21 protein-coding genes are annotated in these 17,230 nt (G+C 71.3%); 8 read left to right on the top strand and 13 right to left on the bottom strand.

Annotation, left to right across the window (positions count from 1 at the left end):
* The first annotated feature begins 17 nt into the window (after window positions 1-17).
* Together ACFV5H_RS08870 and ACFV5H_RS08865 are read left to right on the top strand one after the other, a co-directional pair.
* Window positions 18-815 (top strand): EI24 domain-containing protein, encoded by a 798-nt coding sequence (locus ACFV5H_RS08870; protein ID WP_385047196.1) that lies wholly within the window; start codon window positions 18-20, stop codon window positions 813-815.
* Entirely contained in the window at window positions 812-1,426 is a 615-nt protein-coding gene (locus tag ACFV5H_RS08865) for a LysE family translocator (RefSeq protein WP_385047199.1), read from the top strand. Before ACFV5H_RS08870 ends, ACFV5H_RS08865 begins: the two co-directional genes overlap by 4 nt.
* Here the strand turns inward: ACFV5H_RS08865 and ACFV5H_RS08860 are convergent.
* From ACFV5H_RS08860 to ACFV5H_RS08850, 3 genes are all read right to left on the bottom strand, one after another.
* Complete coding sequence (locus tag ACFV5H_RS08860; protein WP_385193679.1) at window positions 1,398-2,648, bottom strand: pyroglutamyl peptidase; 1,251 nt, start codon at window positions 2,646-2,648, stop codon at window positions 1,398-1,400. The genes ACFV5H_RS08865 and ACFV5H_RS08860 overlap by 29 nt on opposite strands.
* 621 nt (window positions 2,649-3,269) lie before the next feature.
* Window positions 3,270-4,247 (bottom strand): aldose epimerase family protein, encoded by a 978-nt coding sequence (locus ACFV5H_RS08855; protein WP_385193677.1) that lies wholly within the window; start codon window positions 4,245-4,247, stop codon window positions 3,270-3,272.
* 15 nt (window positions 4,248-4,262) lie between these two features.
* Entirely contained in the window at window positions 4,263-5,174 is a 912-nt protein-coding gene (locus ACFV5H_RS08850; protein WP_385047207.1) for an SGNH/GDSL hydrolase family protein, read from the bottom strand.
* A 183-nt stretch (window positions 5,175-5,357) separates the two neighbouring features.
* On the opposite strand from ACFV5H_RS08850, the gene ACFV5H_RS08845 reads away from it, so the two are divergent.
* The gene (locus tag ACFV5H_RS08845) at window positions 5,358-5,852 is read left to right on the top strand and encodes a DUF3145 domain-containing protein (RefSeq protein WP_385047210.1); all 495 of its coding nucleotides are present in this window, start codon (window positions 5,358-5,360) and stop codon (window positions 5,850-5,852) included.
* A 327-nt stretch (window positions 5,853-6,179) separates the two neighbouring features.
* Here ACFV5H_RS08845 and fabF read toward each other — a convergent pair whose 3' ends face one another.
* From fabF to fasR, 5 genes are all read right to left on the bottom strand, one after another.
* The gene (fabF, locus tag ACFV5H_RS08840; protein WP_385047213.1) at window positions 6,180-7,451 is read right to left on the bottom strand and encodes a beta-ketoacyl-ACP synthase II; all 1,272 of its coding nucleotides are present in this window, start codon (window positions 7,449-7,451) and stop codon (window positions 6,180-6,182) included.
* Between the two features lie 124 nt (window positions 7,452-7,575).
* Window positions 7,576-7,824, bottom strand: a complete 249-nt coding sequence (locus ACFV5H_RS08835) for an acyl carrier protein (RefSeq protein WP_004931691.1) — start codon at window positions 7,822-7,824, stop codon at window positions 7,576-7,578.
* A gap of 80 nt (window positions 7,825-7,904) precedes the next feature.
* Window positions 7,905-8,906, bottom strand: a complete 1,002-nt coding sequence (locus ACFV5H_RS08830) for a ketoacyl-ACP synthase III (protein ID WP_385047216.1) — start codon at window positions 8,904-8,906, stop codon at window positions 7,905-7,907.
* A gap of 22 nt (window positions 8,907-8,928) precedes the next feature.
* A complete protein-coding gene (locus ACFV5H_RS08825; RefSeq protein WP_385193675.1) occupies window positions 8,929-9,843 on the bottom strand; it encodes an ACP S-malonyltransferase in 915 nt (304 codons plus the stop codon).
* Window positions 9,844-9,932: 89 nt separating this feature from the next.
* The gene (fasR, locus tag ACFV5H_RS08820; RefSeq protein ID WP_385193672.1) at window positions 9,933-11,138 is read right to left on the bottom strand and encodes a fatty acid biosynthesis transcriptional regulator FasR; all 1,206 of its coding nucleotides are present in this window, start codon (window positions 11,136-11,138) and stop codon (window positions 9,933-9,935) included.
* Window positions 11,139-11,200: 62 nt separating this feature from the next.
* Here fasR and ACFV5H_RS08815 point away from each other — a divergent pair, with 62 nt between their 5' ends.
* The gene (locus ACFV5H_RS08815) at window positions 11,201-11,860 is read left to right on the top strand and encodes a pirin family protein (RefSeq protein WP_385193823.1); all 660 of its coding nucleotides are present in this window, start codon (window positions 11,201-11,203) and stop codon (window positions 11,858-11,860) included.
* A gap of 192 nt (window positions 11,861-12,052) precedes the next feature.
* Here the strand turns inward: ACFV5H_RS08815 and ACFV5H_RS08810 are convergent, their stop codons facing one another.
* Together ACFV5H_RS08810 and ACFV5H_RS08805 are read right to left on the bottom strand one after the other, a co-directional pair.
* Entirely contained in the window at window positions 12,053-12,322 is a 270-nt protein-coding gene (locus tag ACFV5H_RS08810; protein ID WP_385193670.1) for a DUF397 domain-containing protein, read from the bottom strand.
* Window positions 12,282-13,130 carry a helix-turn-helix transcriptional regulator gene (locus ACFV5H_RS08805; RefSeq protein WP_385047238.1) on the bottom strand — a complete coding sequence of 283 codons (849 nt, stop codon included), beginning with the start codon at window positions 13,128-13,130 and terminating at the stop codon, window positions 12,282-12,284. Before ACFV5H_RS08805 ends, ACFV5H_RS08810 begins: the two co-directional genes overlap by 41 nt.
* A gap of 143 nt (window positions 13,131-13,273) precedes the next feature.
* On the opposite strand from ACFV5H_RS08805, the gene ACFV5H_RS08800 reads away from it, so the two are divergent.
* Window positions 13,274-13,624: an ATP-binding protein gene (locus ACFV5H_RS08800; RefSeq protein ID WP_385193820.1), complete on the top strand. Its 351-nt coding sequence runs from the start codon at window positions 13,274-13,276 to the stop codon at window positions 13,622-13,624.
* Window positions 13,625-13,813: 189 nt separating this feature from the next.
* Entirely contained in the window at window positions 13,814-14,080 is a 267-nt protein-coding gene (locus ACFV5H_RS08795; protein WP_385047241.1) for a hypothetical protein, read from the top strand.
* A gap of 60 nt (window positions 14,081-14,140) precedes the next feature.
* Here the strand turns inward: ACFV5H_RS08795 and ACFV5H_RS08790 are convergent, their stop codons facing one another.
* Window positions 14,141-14,962, bottom strand: a complete 822-nt coding sequence (locus ACFV5H_RS08790) for a serine hydrolase domain-containing protein (protein WP_385047244.1) — start codon at window positions 14,960-14,962, stop codon at window positions 14,141-14,143.
* Window positions 14,963-14,980: 18 nt separating this feature from the next.
* Complete coding sequence (locus ACFV5H_RS08785; protein ID WP_385193667.1) at window positions 14,981-15,451, bottom strand: GNAT family N-acetyltransferase; 471 nt, start codon at window positions 15,449-15,451, stop codon at window positions 14,981-14,983.
* A 96-nt stretch (window positions 15,452-15,547) separates the two neighbouring features.
* Between ACFV5H_RS08785 and ACFV5H_RS08780 the strand changes: the two genes are divergently transcribed.
* Complete coding sequence (locus ACFV5H_RS08780; RefSeq protein WP_385193664.1) at window positions 15,548-16,018, top strand: MerR family transcriptional regulator; 471 nt, start codon at window positions 15,548-15,550, stop codon at window positions 16,016-16,018.
* A complete protein-coding gene (locus ACFV5H_RS08775) occupies window positions 16,015-16,158 on the top strand; it encodes a hypothetical protein (protein WP_385047252.1) in 144 nt (47 codons plus the stop codon). The genes ACFV5H_RS08780 and ACFV5H_RS08775 overlap by 4 nt, the downstream gene beginning before the upstream one ends.
* A 158-nt stretch (window positions 16,159-16,316) precedes the next feature.
* On the opposite strand, the gene ACFV5H_RS08770 is transcribed toward ACFV5H_RS08775, so the two are convergent.
* Window positions 16,317-17,165 carry a DUF4429 domain-containing protein gene (locus tag ACFV5H_RS08770; RefSeq protein WP_385047255.1) on the bottom strand — a complete coding sequence of 283 codons (849 nt, stop codon included), beginning with the start codon at window positions 17,163-17,165 and terminating at the stop codon, window positions 16,317-16,319.
* Between the last annotated feature and the right edge of the window lie 65 nt (window positions 17,166-17,230).

Genomic DNA, 17,230 nt, shown 5'->3' with positions numbered 1-17,230 from the left:
CCGATAGGGTTTTTACCATGCGCGATCTTGGGGCGGGTTTCCGGTATCTCCTGAAGGGCCAGCGGTGGGTGGCCCGGCACGGCAAGCAGTTCGGGTTCGGGCTGCTGCCGGGGCTGATCACCCTGGTGCTGTACGCGGCGGCGCTGGTGGCGCTGGCGCTGTGGGGAGAGGACTTCGTCACGTGGGCGACCCCGTTCGCCGACGACTGGTCCAGCCCCTGGGCCGGGCTGTTCCGCGGCTTCCTCACCGCCGTGCTGTTCGCGCTCGGCCTGCTGCTGTCCGTGCTCACCTTCACCGCGGTGACCCTGCTCATCGGGCAGCCGTTCTACGAGAACCTCTCCGAGAAGGTCGACCGTGACGTCTCGCCCGACGGCACCGCGCCCGAGTCGGGGCTGCCGCTGTGGCGGGAGCTGTGGATCTCGGCCCGCGACAGCCTCCGTATCGTCGTACGGGCCCTGGTGTGGGGCGTGCTGCTGTTCGCGCTCGGGTTCGTCCCGGTGGTCGGGCAGACCGTCGTACCGGTGATCGGGTTCTTCGTCACCGGGTTCTTCCTCACCGAGGAGCTCACCGCCGTCGCGCTCCAGCGGCGCGGGGTCGAACTGCGCGAGCGGCTCCGCCTGCTGCGCTCCCGCAAGACCCTCGTCTGGGGCTTCGGCACCCCCCTGGGGCTGGCGTTCCTCGTCCCGTTCGTCGCCGTGTTCCTGATGCCCGGCGCGGTCGCCGGCGCCACGCTGATGGCCCGCGACCTGCTCGGTGAGGAGACGACCGCCGGGGACGACGCCGAGAAGCCCGAGGAGGAGGGCGTCACGTCGTGACCGAGGTGCTCGCCGTCGCCGTCATCACCGTCCTGGCCGTGATCGCGCCGGGCGCCGACTTCGCCATGGTGGTCCGCAACAGCTACCTCCACGGCCGCCGCACCGGCCTGCTCGGCGCCCTCGGCGTCGCCGCCGGCGTCCTGGTGCACGTCACCTACACGATGCTCGGCGTCGGCCTGCTGATCGCCTCCTCCACCTTCCTCTTCACGGTGATCAAGCTGGTCGGCGCGGCCTACCTCGTGTACATCGGCGTCCGCACCTTCCGCACCCGCGGCGAGGTCACCGTCGACCTGGAGAACAGGACGGAGCTGACCCCGTTCGCGGCGCTGCGCACCGGCTTCCTGACCAACGTCCTCAACCCGAAGACGACCCTGTTCGTCGTCTCGACCTTCGCGCAGGTCGTCAGCCCCGGCACCCCGGTCCTCCAGCAGGCGGGCTACGGGCTGTTCATGTCGCTGGCCCACCTGCTGTGGTTCGGCGTCGTCGCGGTGTTCTTCTCCCACGACCGGATGCGCACTCTGATGCTGCGCGGCCAGAAGGTCCTCAACAAGGTGATCGGATCCGTCCTGGCCGGTCTCGGCGTCAGCCTCGCGTTCGCCCCGTCGCACTGACCGCCACGGTCACGATCGACCGCATCTGGTCGATGATGTCCAGCCGGTTCCGCACGAACTCGGGGTCGGTGACCTCGGTGGTGTTCCCGGCGCCGAACTGCAGCACGGGCGTGTGCACATGCCCGCCCGGCAGCTCCTCGTGCAGTCCGAGCCGGTCCCGGAGCAGGGTCGCCCGGTAGGCGATCTCGTTGGACAGGTAGTCCCCGCCGCCCCCGGCCCGCGCCGTCGAGCCGGGCGTCGGCCCCTGCGGCCGTACGACGGGCTCGGTGCCGCCTGCCGGGATCTCGGTGACGCTCGTGTTGTCGTACACCGGGAACCGCCCGGTGTCCGCGGCGACGATCTCCGCGTACGGCAGTGTCGTGGACGTCCACTGGGGCTGCGAGGCCGGGGCGGTGACCGGGATCGTCTCCGTGCGGCCGATGTTCTCGTTGTCCCCGAAGCCGCCCCGCCAGGCCCCGTTGGTCCGCTCGACGTCGAAGCGGCCCACCCGGCCCTGGCTCACGGTGGTGAACAGGTCGACCCCCGGCAGCTGCGGCCGCAGCGCGCGTTCCACCGTCCCCTCCGCGAAGTCCCGCCAGCGCACCGGGAACACGGCCGTCTCGATGCGCGCGGGACCGTCCGCGGTCTCGATCACGGTGCCGTCGAGGGCGAGCGCGACCGCGCCGGACGGGTTGGAGATACGGATGTCCCGGTCCAGGGTGAACGGGTCGAAACCGGTCAGCAGGACCCGCTTCATCTCCTTGCCGTGCCGCGGATAGCGGATCGTGGTCTGCCCGCGCGAGGTCCGCTCCAGTTCGTCGAGCAGCCGCGCTCGTTGCTCCTCGGCCAGCCGGAACCCCGGCTCCCAGGAGCGCAGTTCACGGGTCATCCCGAGCCGCGCCCAGTACAGCGGCCGGTCGTCGTCCCGGCTGAGGTCACCGCCCGCGGGGCCACGCCCCTGCGCCCGGTCGACGGCCCGGCGCCACAACCGGGTCCCCTCGCGCACGACGGCACGGCGGGCCTGGGCGTAGGAGTGCGCGTGGTCGAGCGCACGGGCCAACTCCGGCGCCACGTCGGCGAATCCGGAACGGCGGAGTATCTCCTGCGGGGCGGCCCCGTCGAGGCGGCGCTCCTCGACGGTGGGGGAGGGGGTTGTCCCGGCGGCGGTCGCGGTCGTAGGGGCGGCGAGACCGGTCAACAGGACCAGACCGAGAACACCGATGCGAACACGTACGGATCTCAAGAGAGTTGGGCCTTCCGTCGTCGTGGGGTACGGGGATGCCGAAGCCCGCAGTATCGCGCGCCCACCACGGTCCACGCCACGGGCCATGAGCACCCGCCCTCCGCGGTCAGTCGCGCCGCGCGCCGCCCGCCCGCCGCGGGCAGCCGCACCACCCCCCTCGCGATCCGCGGGCAGCCGCGCCACCCCCCTCGCGATCCGCGGGCAGCCGCGCCACCCCCCTCGCGATCCGCGGGCAGCCGCGCCACCCCCCTCGCGATCCGCGGGCAGTCGTGCCGCAGGGCGGCACGGGTGGGCGCGACGGCACCCCGCAAGCGCCGGGCCGCGCAACCCACCCCCGGCCCACACCCACGCCGGGGCACCCGTGCAGCGCCGGGCAGCGCAACCCACCCCCGGCCCACACCGACGCGGGGCACCCCGTAAAGCGCACCGGGCAGCGCAACCCCACCGCATCGCGGTCATATGTGAAGGCTTCGTACGAGATTCAAGCGGGCATGCTGATCGGTGACCGCGATCCCACCACAGCGATTAACGTCTGATCCGGGAAGCACCCACATGAGCAGCCCCGGTCCGGGACCCTGACCCCGGACCGGGGCTTATGTGTGAGCGGAGGCCGGACGGGCCCTACCGCACGCCGAACCCGTACACCGTCTCCGACCGGAACACCTCGCCCGGCTTCAGGACCGTGCTCGGGAACTCCGGACGGTTCGGGGAGTCCGGGAAGTGCTGGGTCTCCAGCGCGATGCCGTCACCGGGGGTGAAGGGCTCCCCGATGTGGTCCGAGGTGTAGAGCTGCATGCCGGGCTCGGTGGTCGCCACCGTCAGCACCCGGCCCGACGCCGGGTCGTACAGCTCGGCGACCTCCTCGGCGGCCGCCGTCACCCCCTTGTCGAGCACGAAGTTGTCGTCGTACCCGGTGCCCGCCTTCCGCGCCTCACGGAAGTCGAAGCGGGTCCCGGAGACGTCGGCGAGCTCGCCGCTCGGGATCAGGTCCGCGTCGGACGGCGTGTAGCGGGAGGCCGCGAGCCGCAGCTCGTGCCCGGCCGCGCTGCCGGAGCCGGCGCCGGCCAGGTTCCAGTACGAGTGGTTCGTCAGGTTCACATGCGTCGGCGCGTCCGTCACCGCCTCGTACGCGATCCCCAGCGCGCCCCGCTCGTCCAGCGTGTACGTCACGGAGACCTCCAGGCGGCCCGGGAAGCCCTCCTCGCCGTCCTCGCCGACCAGGGAGAGCCGCAGGCCGTGTTCGACCGGGCTCGCGTCCCACACCCGCTTGTCGAAGCCCCGCTCACCGCCGTGCAGCGAGTTCGGCCCGTTGTTCGCGGCGAGCGTGTGCTCGCGTCCCGCCAGGGAGAAGCGGGCGCCCGCGATCCGGTTGGCGTACCGGCCGATCAGGGCGCCCAGGAAGGGCTCCGGGTGCCGGAGGTAGCCGTCCAGGTCGGAGAACCCCAGCACCACGTTCCCGGTCCGCCCGTCCCGGTCCGGCACCTCGACGTCCTGCACGATCCCGCCGTAGGACAGGATCCGTACCCGTACGCCCGCCCGCTCCAGGGTCCAACGGTGCACCGGCGTGCCGTCGGAAAGTGTGCCGAAGAGTTCGTTCATGTGCGAAACAATAAGTCACGGCTGCTTCGCCGTGACCGTCCGGTACGCGATCTCGGCCAGCTCGGCCTGCCCCTCGACACTGGGGTGGAACCAGTCCCAGCGGCTCAACTCGTCGGTGCCGAAACGGTACGCGTACACCGCGCCGCCGTCGAAGCGGCAGCGGCGGTCCTTCGCGCAGACCTCCTCCAGCACCTCGTTGTAGTCCTCCACCCGGTCCTGCACCGTCTCGCGCCGCAGCGTCGCCGCCGCGTCCAGCGCGTCCGCGTCCCCCAGCATCGACGGGCAGATGCCCAGCTTCCACACCTGCTTGCCCAGCGGATTGGTCCGCCCCTGCGACCAGAGCCGCTTCAGGTTCGGCACGCTCGCCACATACACCTGCGCCTTGGGCAACGCCTCGCGCAGCGTGCGCATCGCCTCCTGGAAGTCGGCCCGGAAGTCGTCCACCGACGTCATCGCCGACGTCGTCTCCCGGCAGGCGTCGTTCGCCCCGGCCATCACCGCCACCAGCTCCGGACTCCGCCGCACCGCCCGTGCCATCTGCCCCGGCAGATCCGCCATCCGGGCCCCGGTCACCGAGTGGTTCCAGCTCCGCTCGGCCGCCTCCGCCCGCCCCAGCAGCCGTACGGCGAGACTGTCGACCTCCTCGCTGCCGCCCGTCGCCCACGACACCTCGGGGCAGTCCGTCAGCACCGCGCACGCGTCGAAGCCGCGCGTGATGGAGTCCCCCACGGCGGCGACCGACTCAGGGCTGGTGTCCCACACGGGCGTGGGCTTCGGGGACGGCCGCCCCTTCTCCGCCGCAGTGCCCGACGGGGCGGGGGAGCCGCCGCCGGCATCACAGCCGGCCGCGCCCAGCGCCACGGCCGCCACCACGGCGAGCACGGCCGCCCGAGAACGCCGGGCCGGCCTCCGCACCGCCTGCTCCATCCGTCGCCTCCCCGTGTGTCGTGATGTGTTCATTGCACACCCGCACAGGCGTCCTGCCGGGTGAATGCTGGAGGTTTCCCGGCACCGGGACCGACGGTACGTCACACTCCTTGCGCCGTCGCACGGTAGCCTCGCCATCAACGCGGTCCGCCCGGACCGTGCCTGTTCCGTCCGGAGGTTCCGGTGACGACTCGTGGAGTTCTGTACGTGCACTCCGCGCCGCGCGCGTTGTGCCCGCACGTCGAGTGGGCCATCGCCGGGGTGCTCGGCACGCGCGTCAGCCTGGACTGGATCCGCCAGCCCGCCGCCCCCGGCACCTGGCGCTCTGAGTTCTCCTGGCAGGGCCAGGCCGGCACCGCCTCCAAACTCGCCTCCGCGCTGCGCGGCTGGCAGATGCTGCGCTTCGAGGTCACCTCGGAACCCTGCCCCACCGCCGAGGGCGAGCGCTACAGCTGCACCCCGGACCTGGGCATCTTCCACGCCGTCACCGGCATCCACGGCGACATCCTCATCCCCGAGGACCGCCTCCGCGCCGCCCTGACCCGCTCCCGGACCGAGCAGACCGACCTGGAATCAGAAATCGCCAGACTCCTCGGCAAACCCTGGGACGACGAACTCGAACCCTTCCGCTACGCAGGCGAAGGCGCCCCGGTCCGCTGGCTCCACCAGGTGGTCTAGCGAAGCGCCCCCGAAAGGGGCGCGGGCCCGTATCGACATGCGGCTCCGCCGCGGGCGCGACCAACCGCCCCAAAGGGGCGCGGGACTGTATCGACATGCGGCTCCGCCGCGCGGGCGCGACCAACCGCCCCAAAGGGGCGCGGGGAACTGCGCGCTCAGCCCCAACGGACCCGCACCCGACCGCGCTCCCATGGGGGCAAAGGGGCGAAGCCCCTTGAGGAAGGGACGGGAAGGGGCGGCGGGGGCGAAGAAAATCCCCGAACACCCCCACACGGCAAAGGGCCCCCACCCCGACAAGGGGGTGAAGGCCCTTCGGACCAACGCCGGTCACACGGACCGGAACGCCAACACCACGTTGTGCCCACCGAACCCGAACGAGTCGTTCAACGCGGCGATCCGCCCGTCCACGGGCAACTTCCGCGCCTCACCACGAACAACGTCCGCAGCCGCCTCGGCCTCAGGATCAAGGTTCTCGACATTGATCGTCGGCGGAGCCAGCCGGTGGTACAGCGCGAGCACGGTGGCCACGGACTCCACCCCACCCGCCCCACCCAGCAGATGCCCCGTCATCGACTTCGTCGCGGAGACCGCGAAGTGGTCCGCGTCGTCCCCGAACACCTTCCGCAGAGCCTTCAGCTCCGCGATGTCACCGGCCGGCGTGGACGTCGCGTGCGCGTTGACGTGCACGATCTCCGCCGGATCCAGATCCGTCCGCTCCAGCAGGTTCTGCAGGGCGTGCGAGATGCCCCGCCCCTCCGGCTCCGGCTGCACGATGTCGTGCGCGTCGGCCGAGATCCCCTGCCCGACCGCCTCCGCGTAGACCCGCGCACCACGCGCGGCCGCGTGCTCGGCGGACTCCAGCACGACGACACCCGCGCCCTCGCCCATGACGAAGCCGTCACGGGCGACGTCGTAGGGACGCGACGCGCCCTCGGGGTCGTCGTTGTTCTTGGACATCGCCATCATGTTGCCGAACGCGGCGATCGGCAGCGGGTGGATCGCCGCCTCCGTGCCGCCCGCGACGACGACGTCGGCACGGCCGGTACGGATCATCTCGATGGCGTAGCCGATGGCCTCCGCACCCGACGCGCACGCGGAGACCGGGGTGTGCACACCGGCGCGGGCGCCCACCGCGAGACCCACGTTCGCGGACGGGCCGTTCGGCATCAGCATGGGGACGGTGTGCGGGGAGACACGGCGTACGCCCTTCTCCTTCAGCACGTCGTGCTGGTCCAGCAGGGTCGTCACACCGCCGATGCCGGAGGCGATGACCGCGCCCAGCCGGTCCGGGTCGACGCTCGGGTCCTCACCGGCCCTGGCTTCGAAACCGGCGTCGGCCCACGCCTCCTTGGCCGCGATCAGCGCGAACTGCGCCGAGCGGTCCAGGCGGCGGGCCTGCGGCCGGGGGATGACCTCGGTGGGCTCCACGGCCACCCGGGCCGCGATACGTACCGCCTGCTCGGCGGCCCACTCCTCCGTGAGGGCCTTGACGCCGGAACGTCCGGCGACCAGTCCCTCCCAGGTCGAGGCTGCGTCGCCACCCAGCGGTGTGGTTGCGCCGATACCGGTGACGACCACGGTGCGATTGGTCGGGCTCATCGGAATGCTCTCTCCAACGGATCTACGAGGATTCGTACGGCGCCACCGCCGGGTGGCGGGGCCGGGGTTCCCGGCCTCCGGGCCTCCCGTACCGGTGGAACGCGGACGGAAGGCCCGGCAGGGCTCAGGCCTGGTGCTTGAGGATGTAGTCGGTCGCGTCGCCGACCGTCTTGAGGTTCTTGACGTCGTCGTCCGGGATCTTGACGTCGAAGCGCTCTTCGGCGGCGACGACGACCTCGACCATGGACAGCGAGTCGACGTCCAGGTCGTCGGTGAAGGACTTGTCCAGCTGGACGTCCTCAACCGGGATGCCGGCGATCTCGTTCACGATCTCCGCGAGACCGGCGACGATCTCTTCCTGAGTGGCGGCCATGGTGGCGCTCCTTCGTTGTGATTCCAGAGGATGGGGTGGTGGTTCCTCGCGTACCGGACCGATGATCCGGCACGGAGTGCCTAGGGGAGGGTAACGACCGTAGCGGCGTAGACGAGACCCGCCCCGAAGCCGATGACGAGCGCGGTGTCGCCGCTCTTCGCCTCGCCGGTCGCCAGGAGCCGCTCCATCGCGAGCGGGATCGAGGCGGCCGAGGTGTTGCCGGTGGTGCGGATGTCACGGGCGACCATGACGTGCTCCGGCAGTTTCAGGGTCTTCACCATCGAGTCGATGATCCGCACATTGGCCTGGTGCGGGATGAAGACGTCCAGTTCGTCCGCGGTGATCCCGGCCGCGTCCAGCGCCTGCTGGGCGACCTTCGCCATCTCGAACACGGCCCAGCGGAACACCGCCTGGCCTTCCTGCGTGATCGCGGGGAACTTCTCGACGGTCCCGTCGCGGTAGTCCGTCCACGGCACGGTCTGCTTGATGGTCTCGGACTTGTCGCCCTCCGAGCCCCACACGGTCGGGCCGATCGCGGGCTCCTGGGAGGGGCCGACGACCACCGCGCCCGCGCCGTCACCGAAGAGGAAGGCCGTGGCCCGGTCCTCCAGGTCGGTCAGGTCGCTCAGCCGCTCCACGCCGATGACGAGCACGTACTCGGCGGAGCCCTCCACCACCATGCCCTTGGCCAGGGTCAGCCCGTATCCGAAGCCCGCGCAGCCGGCCGAGATGTCGAAGGCGGCGGCCTTGTCCGTGCCCAGCTTGTGGGCGATCTCGGTCGCGACGGCCGGGGTCTGGCTGAAGTGCGAGACGGTCGAGACGACGACGGCGCCGATCTGCGAGGCGTCGATCCCGGCGTCCGCGATCGCCTTGCCGGACGCCTCGATCGACATCGCGGCGACGGTCTCCTCGTCGGACGCCCAGTGCCGGGTCTCGATGCCGGAGCGCGAGCGGATCCACTCGTCGGACGAGTCGATCGTCTCCAGGATCACCTCGTTCGGCACGACCCGGGTGGGCCGGTAGCCGCCCACGCCGAGGATGCGCGCGTACGGGGCGCCCTTGCTGGGCTTGATCTTCGCCATGCGGGTCGGCTCCTTAAGGCGATCAGGCGGCGTGCTCGGCGATGAGCTCGCGGGCCGCGTCGAGGTCGGCGGGGGTCTTCAGGGCCAGCGTCCGCACACCGGGCAGGGCGCGCTTGGCGAGGCCGGTCAGCGTGCCGCCGGGGCAGACCTCCAGGAGGGCGGTGACGCCGAGCTCCTTGAAGGTCTCCATGCACAGGTCCCAGCGGACCGGGTTGGCGACCTGGCCGACCAGGCGGTCGAGCACCTCGGCGCCGGTCCCGACCGCCTTGCCGTCCTTGTTCGACACGTAGGTGACCTTCGGGTCGCCCGGCGTCAGGGCCTCGGCGGCCTTCGCCAGCGTGTCCACGGCAGGACCCATGTGGTGCGTGTGGAAGGCGCCGGCCACCTGCAGCATGACGACCCGGCGCACCCCTTCGGGCTTGTCCGCCTCCAGCGCGGCGAGCTGCTCCTTGGTGCCGGCCGCGACGATCTGGCCCGCGCCGTTGATGTTCGCCGGGGTCAGGCCCAGCTTCTCCAGGTGCGCCACGGTCGCCCGGGGGTCGCCGCCGAGCAGCGCCGCCATGCCGGTCTCGGTGATCGCGGCGGCGTCGGCCATGGCCAGACCCCGCTTGCGGACCAGGGAGAGCGCGGCGGTGTCGTCGAGGACGCCCGCGAAGGCGGCGGCGGTGATCTCACCGACGCTGTGACCGGCGACGGCACCGGGTGCCACGTCTCCGAGCGCGGAGGCGGACAGCAGCCCGGCCGCGACCAGCAGCGGCTGGGCGACGGCCGTGTCACGGATCGCGTCCGCGTCGGCCTTCGTGCCGTAGTGGACGAGGTCGAGTCCGATGGCGTCGGACCACGCGGCGACGCGCTCCCCGGCACCGGGGAGGTCGAGCCATTCAGTCAGAAAGCCGGGAGTCTGGGCACCCTGGCCGGGAGCGACGAGTACGAGCACTCTCACACTCTCTCTTGGAGGCGGCCACGGCCGCCCGTGGGGACAAGGACGAAGAACAGGAGGCGGTTTTGTGGGGCCCCGACAAAAGGCTAGGAATGAGGATCGCCGTCGGCCAGACGCCCCAGGATCAGCGCGATCCGCAGCGTGAACGCAGAGCGTACATCGGAGGGTGACCATCCGGTGACGTCAGTCACACGTCGAAGCCGGTAACGAACGGTGTTGGGGTGAACGAACAGCATCCGCGCCGCGCCTTCGAGACTGCTCGCCTGCTCCAGATAGACACTGAGCGTCTCCAGCAGCGCGGCCCCGGCCTCCTCCAGCGGTCTGTAGATCTCCTCCACCAACTGCTCGCGGGCCGAGGGGTCCGAGGCGATCGCCCGCTCCGGCAGCAGATCGTCCGCCAGCACCGGGCGCGGGGCGTCCTGCCAGGCGGAACACGCCTTGAGCCCCGCCGCGGCGGCCTGCGCGGACCGGGTCGCGGCCAGCAGATCGGGAACCACGGGACCGGCGACGACCGGCCCCGCCGCATACGGCCCGATCAGCGACTTCGCGACCCCCAGCGGGTTGTCGCTGCCGCCCGCGATCACCACCAGCCGGTCGCCGAGCACCCCGGTCAGCACCTGGAGCTTGGCGTGCCGGGCGGCCCGCCGGATGGCCTCCACGGTCAGCTCGGAGTCCCCGTCCGGCGCGGTGCCCAGCACCACGCACACATGATCGGGCGAGTTCCACCCCAGGGCGGCGGCCCGTGACACGGCCCCCTCGTCGGCCTCACCGCTGAGCACCGCGTTCACCACCAGCGACTCCAGCCGCGCGTCCCAGGCACCCCGTGCCTCGGCGGCCTGCGCGTACACCTGGGCGGTGGCGAAGGCGATCTCCCGGGCGTACACCAGCAGCGCCTCACGCAGCACGCGCTCGTCGCCGGGCGCCGCCACCTCGTCGATCGCGGACTCCATGACCTCGATGGTGGTGCGCACCATCTCCACGGTCTGCCGCAGCGTGATCGCCCGGGTCAGCTCGCGCGGCGCGGTGCCGAACACATCGGTGGAGATGGCCTGCGGGGCGTCCGGGTGCCGGAACCACTCGGTGAACGCGGCGATGCCCGCCTGCGCGACCAGGCCGATCCAGGAACGGTTCTCCGGGGGCATGGCCCGGTACCAGGACAGCGTCTCGTCCATCCGCGCGATCGCCTGCGCGGCGAGACTGCCGGACGACTTCTCCAGCCGCTTCAGCGTCGCGGCATGCGGATGGGCGGGGCGTGCGGCGGCTTGGTTGGTACTGGTTTCGGGTTCGGGCACGGGGACAAGACTGCCTTATCGGTACGGCCGCGCGTGTCGCCGGGTCTACGGTGGACCGTGTGATGGACGTACGGCGCGCGCACGAGCGCTACCAGGGCGGCGATCCGGCGGCCGGAGTCGAGACGTGGCACGCCTTCTCCTTCGGCCCCCACTACGACCCGGACAACCTCCGCTTCGGCGCGGTGATCGCCTGCAACGAGGAGCACCTCGCCCCCGGCGCCGGCTTCGACGAGCATCCGCACAGCCACACCGAGATCGTGACGTGGGTGGTGGAGGGCGAGCTGACCCACCGCGACTCCACGGGCGAGGAGACGGTGATCCGCCCCGGCGACGTGCAACGCCTGAGCGCCGCGTCGGGCGTCCGCCACGTGGAACGCAACGCGGGCGACCGCCCGCTCACCTTCCTCCAGATGTGGCTGGCCCCGGTGGAGCCGGGCGGCGACCCCTTCTACGAGGTCGTCCGGGGCATAGCGGACTCCACCCCGTACGCCCTCCCGGAGGCGGGCGCGATGCTCCACGTACGCCGGCTGACGGCGGGGGAGCGGACCGCCGTCCCCGACGCGGCGTCCGTGTACGTCCATGTCGTCCACGGCGACATCCGCCTGGACGGCGAGGAACTGGGCCCGGGCGACGAGGCCCGCCTCACGGACACGAAGGACGTCGAGGCGGTCGTCGTGAGCCCGACGGCGGAGCTGCTGCTGTGGGAGATGGCGGCGCGCTGACGCGAACCTGGTGAGCGTGAGCTCACACAACTCAGGCAGCACTTCAGTTTCATGCGAATGGAATGCGTGGAACTGAAGTGCTCTTTGAGTTTCGGGATCAACTCGCCTTTTCGCCGGCCGACAGGCCGCCACCCGTGCCGCCCGTCGGTCACGTAAGGCTCTGGTCCAGGGGGGCTCGCTCGTCTCCCGTGGCTACCGCAGACCGTCGACGAACGCCTGCCAGGCGCCGGCGCCGACGGTGACGACCGGGCCGGAGGGGTTCTTGCTGTCGCGCACGGGGACGGCGCCGGTGGGGCAGGCGGGGGCGGCCTCGACGCAGTCACCGCCGGTGTTTCCGCTGTACGAGGACGTACGCCAAGAGGCGCCGTCGGTGACGGTGCACTCGACGCATTCGCCGCCGGTGTTGCCGCTGTAACTGGACTTACGCCACTGGCTGTTCCTCGGACTGGGAGCGGTCTCCATAGCGTTCCTCCATCAGGCGGGCGATCAGTTCCACCGACTCCTCCGAGGAGAGGGCGGCGGCCTGCACGCGAGCGTAACGGAGTGCTGCTTCCTTGACGGTCTCGGGATTGGCCGTCATGTGACCGGAGATGAGGTCTTCGGTGTAGACGATGTCGGGGTCGTTCTCGAAGCGCATGGCGGTGAACGAACCGGCCAGGCTGGAGTGCGCGCCTGCTTTGTTCGGCAGCACCTGTACGTGCATCCAGCGGTGGCTGGTGAACTCCAACAGATGAGCCAGTTGACGCCGCATCACCTCATGCCCGCCGATCGGACGGTGGAGTACGGCCTCGTCCAGTACGACCCAGGTCAGCGGTGGATGTTCACGCTCCAGGATGCGCTGGCGTTCCACACGGGCCGCTACCAGACCTTCCAGGTCGTCCGACATGCCGGTGGCGAGCACGGCCCGTGCGTACTCCTCCGTCTGCAACAGGCCATGAACCAACTGCGCCTGGTACGTCGAGATGTACGCCGCCCTCGCCTCCATCTCCGCGTACGGCTGGAACCACGTGGGCAGTTGGCTGCGCAGGACCAGGCCGATCAGGCGGGAGAAGAGGCCGTCCGTGCCGAGGGCCGCGTCGACGCGTTCGGAGAAGTCGCGGGTCGGGACCTTCTTCGTGGTCTCGATCTGGCCGATCAGCGAGCCCGTGCAGAAGATGATCTCGCCGAGCTGGCCCTGTTTGAGGCCGTGTGCCTCGCGCTGACGGCGCAGTTCCCAGCCGTAGTAGTCGAGCGGGGAAGCGGTGGGGTCGAGCGACTGGATGTTGACCACGGCGGCACCTCGCCTCAACGCCTCACGGCGTTCGTTTCGTTCCGTAGCCGAGCGTATGCGGAGAGTCGCATGATTATGGCGTGAATCACGTAACTGATCCGCAGGTGGCGGACATCCGCAGCGAGTACCACGCCGAGTTCGCCATGGGGGAGCACTCGGCCCGGCACCTGCGTCGCATCCTGCGGCTGTACCTCGTCGGCTCGGGGCTGGCCGAGGTGACGGACGCCGCCGAGCTGGCGCTCACCGAGCTGGTCGCCAACGTCGTACGGCATGTCTCCGGCCGCCGCTGCCGCATCTGCTTCCTGCTCCGGCCCGGCGGAGTGCGTGTGGAAGTCGCGGACGACTGCGCGGAGTTGCCTGCGCGAGCCGTCGGCAGCGGGCTCGGCGAGAGCGGGCGCGGGCTGGTGATCGTGGACGCGGTCACCGACCGGTGGGGTGTCACCGTCCACCCCGGCGGGCGGGGCAAGACGGTGTGGTTCGAGTGCGGACCCTGATGCGTGCGCGAGCAGGTGCCGGGCCGTCAACTCCGCCTCCACGGCCATCGGCCGGCCCGTCCGCGTTCACCGGACTCCCCACGCGCCTTGAACCATCGCCGTGGCGCCGCCGTTGTACCTCCTGTTCGGTCGCACAGGGTGCCGGTGTCCTGCGTCGCAGGTCCCGGTTCCGTCCGTAAGGAGAGACGTATGAAGTCGTGGCGTTCCCGTATCGCCGCCGCTGTCGCGGTCGGTACCGCGATGGTCGCCATTCCGCTGACCGCGGGCTCGGCGTCCGCTGCCACCAACCCCTGGGGCTACCGGGAGGTCGGCGGGTCGACGAACAAGCTCGAGTGCGTGCAGGCCGGGCAGGAGCTCCTCGCCCGGGGCTGGGTGAACTACTACTGCGACTGGGACGACCCGTACTGGGTCCTGTGGGCCCTCCCCGCGCAGGACCAGCCGCCGACGGGCGGGTGACCGGCACGGGAAGCCGGTACCGGCCGGTGGCCGTGGGGGCCGCCGGCCGGCGCGCGGTGCTCAGCCGCGCAGCTCCGCCAGCACCGCGTCGGTGAACGGCGGCCACGCCTCGACCGCCCAGGGGCCGAAGGCGCGGTCGGCGAGGGCCGCGCAGGCCACGCCCGCGTCGGGGTCGATCCACAGGAACGTGCCCGACTGGCCGAAGTGGCCGAAGGTGCGCGGCGAGGACGACGCGCCCGTCCAGTGCGGTGACTTGGAGTCGCGGATCTCGAAGCCCAGGCCCCAGTCGTTGGGGTTCTGGTGGCCGTAGCCCGGCAGGACGCCCTTCGTGCCCGGATACTGGACGGTCATCGCCGCGGCGACCGTGCGGGGGTCGAGGAGGCGCGGGGCCTGCACCTCGGCGGCGAAGCGCAGCAGGTCGTCCACCGTGGAGACGGCGTCCTTCGCGGGGGAGCCCTCCAACGAGGTTCCGGTCATGCCCAGCGGCTCCAGCACCGCCTGCCGCAGGTACTCCGCGAACGGGATCTCCGTCGCCTTCGCGACATGGTCGCCGAGCTGCTCGAAACCGGCGTTCGAGTACAGGCGCCGCTCACCCGGCGCCGAGGTCACCCTGTGCTCGTCGAAGGCGAGCCCCGAGGTGTGCGCGAGCAGGTGCCGGACCGTCGAGCCCTCCGGACCCGCCGGTTCGTCCAGCTCGATCGCGCCCTCCTCGTACGCCACGAGCACCGCGTACGCCGCCAGCGGCTTGGTGACCGAGGCCAGCGGGAAGCGGTGCCCGGCCGGGCCGTGCGTGCCCAGGACGGTGCCGTCCGCCCGTACGACACCCGCCGCGGCGGTGGGAACCGGCCAGTTCTCGATCAACGCGAGGCTCTTCAGCGACATGCCGTCGAGCCTAAGCGCTCAGAGGGTCAGCTCCAGCAAGGGGTCCGGTTTGGGCCTGAAGCCCAGCGCGACGTACAGCGGCTCGGCCTGTGCGGACGCGGTGAGGCGGACCCGCCGGGCGCCGCGCTCGCGGAACCACTCCAGCAGCGCCTCCATGCACACGCGCGCGTAGCCGCGGCGGCGGGCGTCCGGGTCGGTGGCGACGCTGAAGACGTATCCGTCGGTCCCGTGCGGGTTGCGCGCGCCGCCGATGCGGTACTCCAGCGAGCCGGCCACCAGCGCCGCCGGCGCGCCCGGCCGCTCCGGGTGGTCCACGACGAACACCACGAAGGTGCCGTCCGGCTCGGACAGCCTGCCGCGCAGCACGGGCAGCGACTCGGCGTGCCAGGCCGTGGACGGGTCGGACAGGGGCATCGAGTCGATCATCACCTGGCGCAGACGCAGTACTTCCTCCGCGTTCTCGGGTGTCGCACGGCGTACAGGGATCATGGCCGTACGCTAATCAGCCACCCGCCTCAGAGTCCCGCCCGTTTCTCGCCTCCGCCGCTTGCTTGGAGTGCACTCCAGCGTTCTAGCGTGGGAGGCATGACGGTGACGGAGACGGAGACCACGGGGGCCAGCGCCGACACCTGCGCCGGGCCGCCGCAGGGGAATCGACGGCCGGACGGCGCGGACAAGTACACGATCAGCGAGGTCGTCGCTCTCACCGGGCTGACGGCGCACACCCTGCGCTGGTACGAGCGCATCGGGCTGATGCCGCACATCGACCGGTCCCACACCGGCCAGCGGCGCTACAGCAACCGTGACCTCGACTGGCTCGCCCTCGTCGGCAAGCTCCGCCTGACCGGGATGCCGGTCGCGGACATGGTGCGGTACGCGGAACTGGTCCGCGCGGGCGACCACACGTACACCGAGCGTTTCGAACTGCTGCAGCAGACCCGCGAGGACGTACTGTCCCGGATCGCCGAACTCCAGGGCACGCTCGCCGTGCTCGACCGGAAGATCGATTTCTACGCGGACGCCGGGCACGCCCCGGCGTCGGAAAGGGCACGATGACCGACGGCGGGATCGGTACGGAGGCGACGCACATCGAACCGACGGCAGAGGAACTGACCCTGCTGGACCCGATCGCGGCCAGGGTGACCGGCACCCGCTACGCGGACATGACGTTCACGTCGGCAGGCAGGGAGTGCTGACCGCGGGCGGTCGTGCCTCCCCCGGTGCCTCAAGGGCCTGGGAGACACCCCCAGGGGCGGCACGGGCGGGCGGTGGGGGGCACCTCCCGCTCGAGCGGAGTCGAGAGTGGGGGGACACCCCGTCAGCGCCGGGCCGCGCGCCCCACCCCCCGGGCGCCTCACAACTCCGCGAGCAACTCCGCCTTCTTCACGGAGAACTCCTCGTCCGTCACCAGCCCCGCCTGGTGCAACTCCCCGAGATGCCGGATCCGCTCGGCGATGTCCGCGGGATCACGGCGCGCCCGCGCCGTGGACACCGTCGGCACCGGCGCACAGTTCCGCACCGCCGCCAGCACAGCCGCGGCGAACGGCAGTGACTCGTGCACAGGCCCGTACCCCAGCCCGAACACCACCGCAGCCGGATCCTGATCGGCCTGCGCCGGCGGAGTCCCCGCATCCCGCCGCAGCAACCGCAGATGCCCCTCGAACACCTCCGGCGACCGCCACTCCACCCCGCTCAGCTCACCCACCGGGAACCGCTGGTCCCCGGCCTTCCACTTCGCCGACGACGCCCCCGTCCAGAACCACCGGAACGCCACCGCCGTACCGTCGAAGGTCGCCTTCCCGTCGTACGCCTTGAACTGCAGCGGCACCTCGGGCGCGGCCACCAGATGGCGTTCCGCGGGCCCGGACTCGGTGAGCTGTGTGCGCAGTTCGTCGGCGTAGTACTCGGCGAGCGTCTCGCGTTCGGCGGGCAGCACCAGCCGGTAGGGGTCGCTGCTCTCCTTCAGCTGCCCGGAGGCGGCCTCCATCAGCGGATCGGCTCCGGGCCGGAGCTCGATCCGCAGGACCACCGTCCCGCGCTTCCCGGGCGCGAGGGTCACCCCCTCGACCGCCTCCAGCGGAACACGCCGCTCCCCGAGCGCCTGGAACAGCTTGGGTGTTCGAATCCCCCGTTCGTAACGGATGAGCACGGAGTCGGACTCGAACTCCCAGGCGGCATGAAATCCGGCCAGTACGTCACCCATGCGGCTCATCGTATGCGGCACGAGCTTCTCCGTCCCTTCTCCACGCATACCGCAGTATCTCCGCC

Source organism: Streptomyces sp. NPDC059787, from assembly GCF_042732315.1.
Lineage (GTDB): Bacteria > Actinomycetota > Actinomycetes > Streptomycetales > Streptomycetaceae > Streptomyces > Streptomyces atrovirens.
This window is presented reverse-complemented; position numbering and strand designations above follow the sequence as displayed.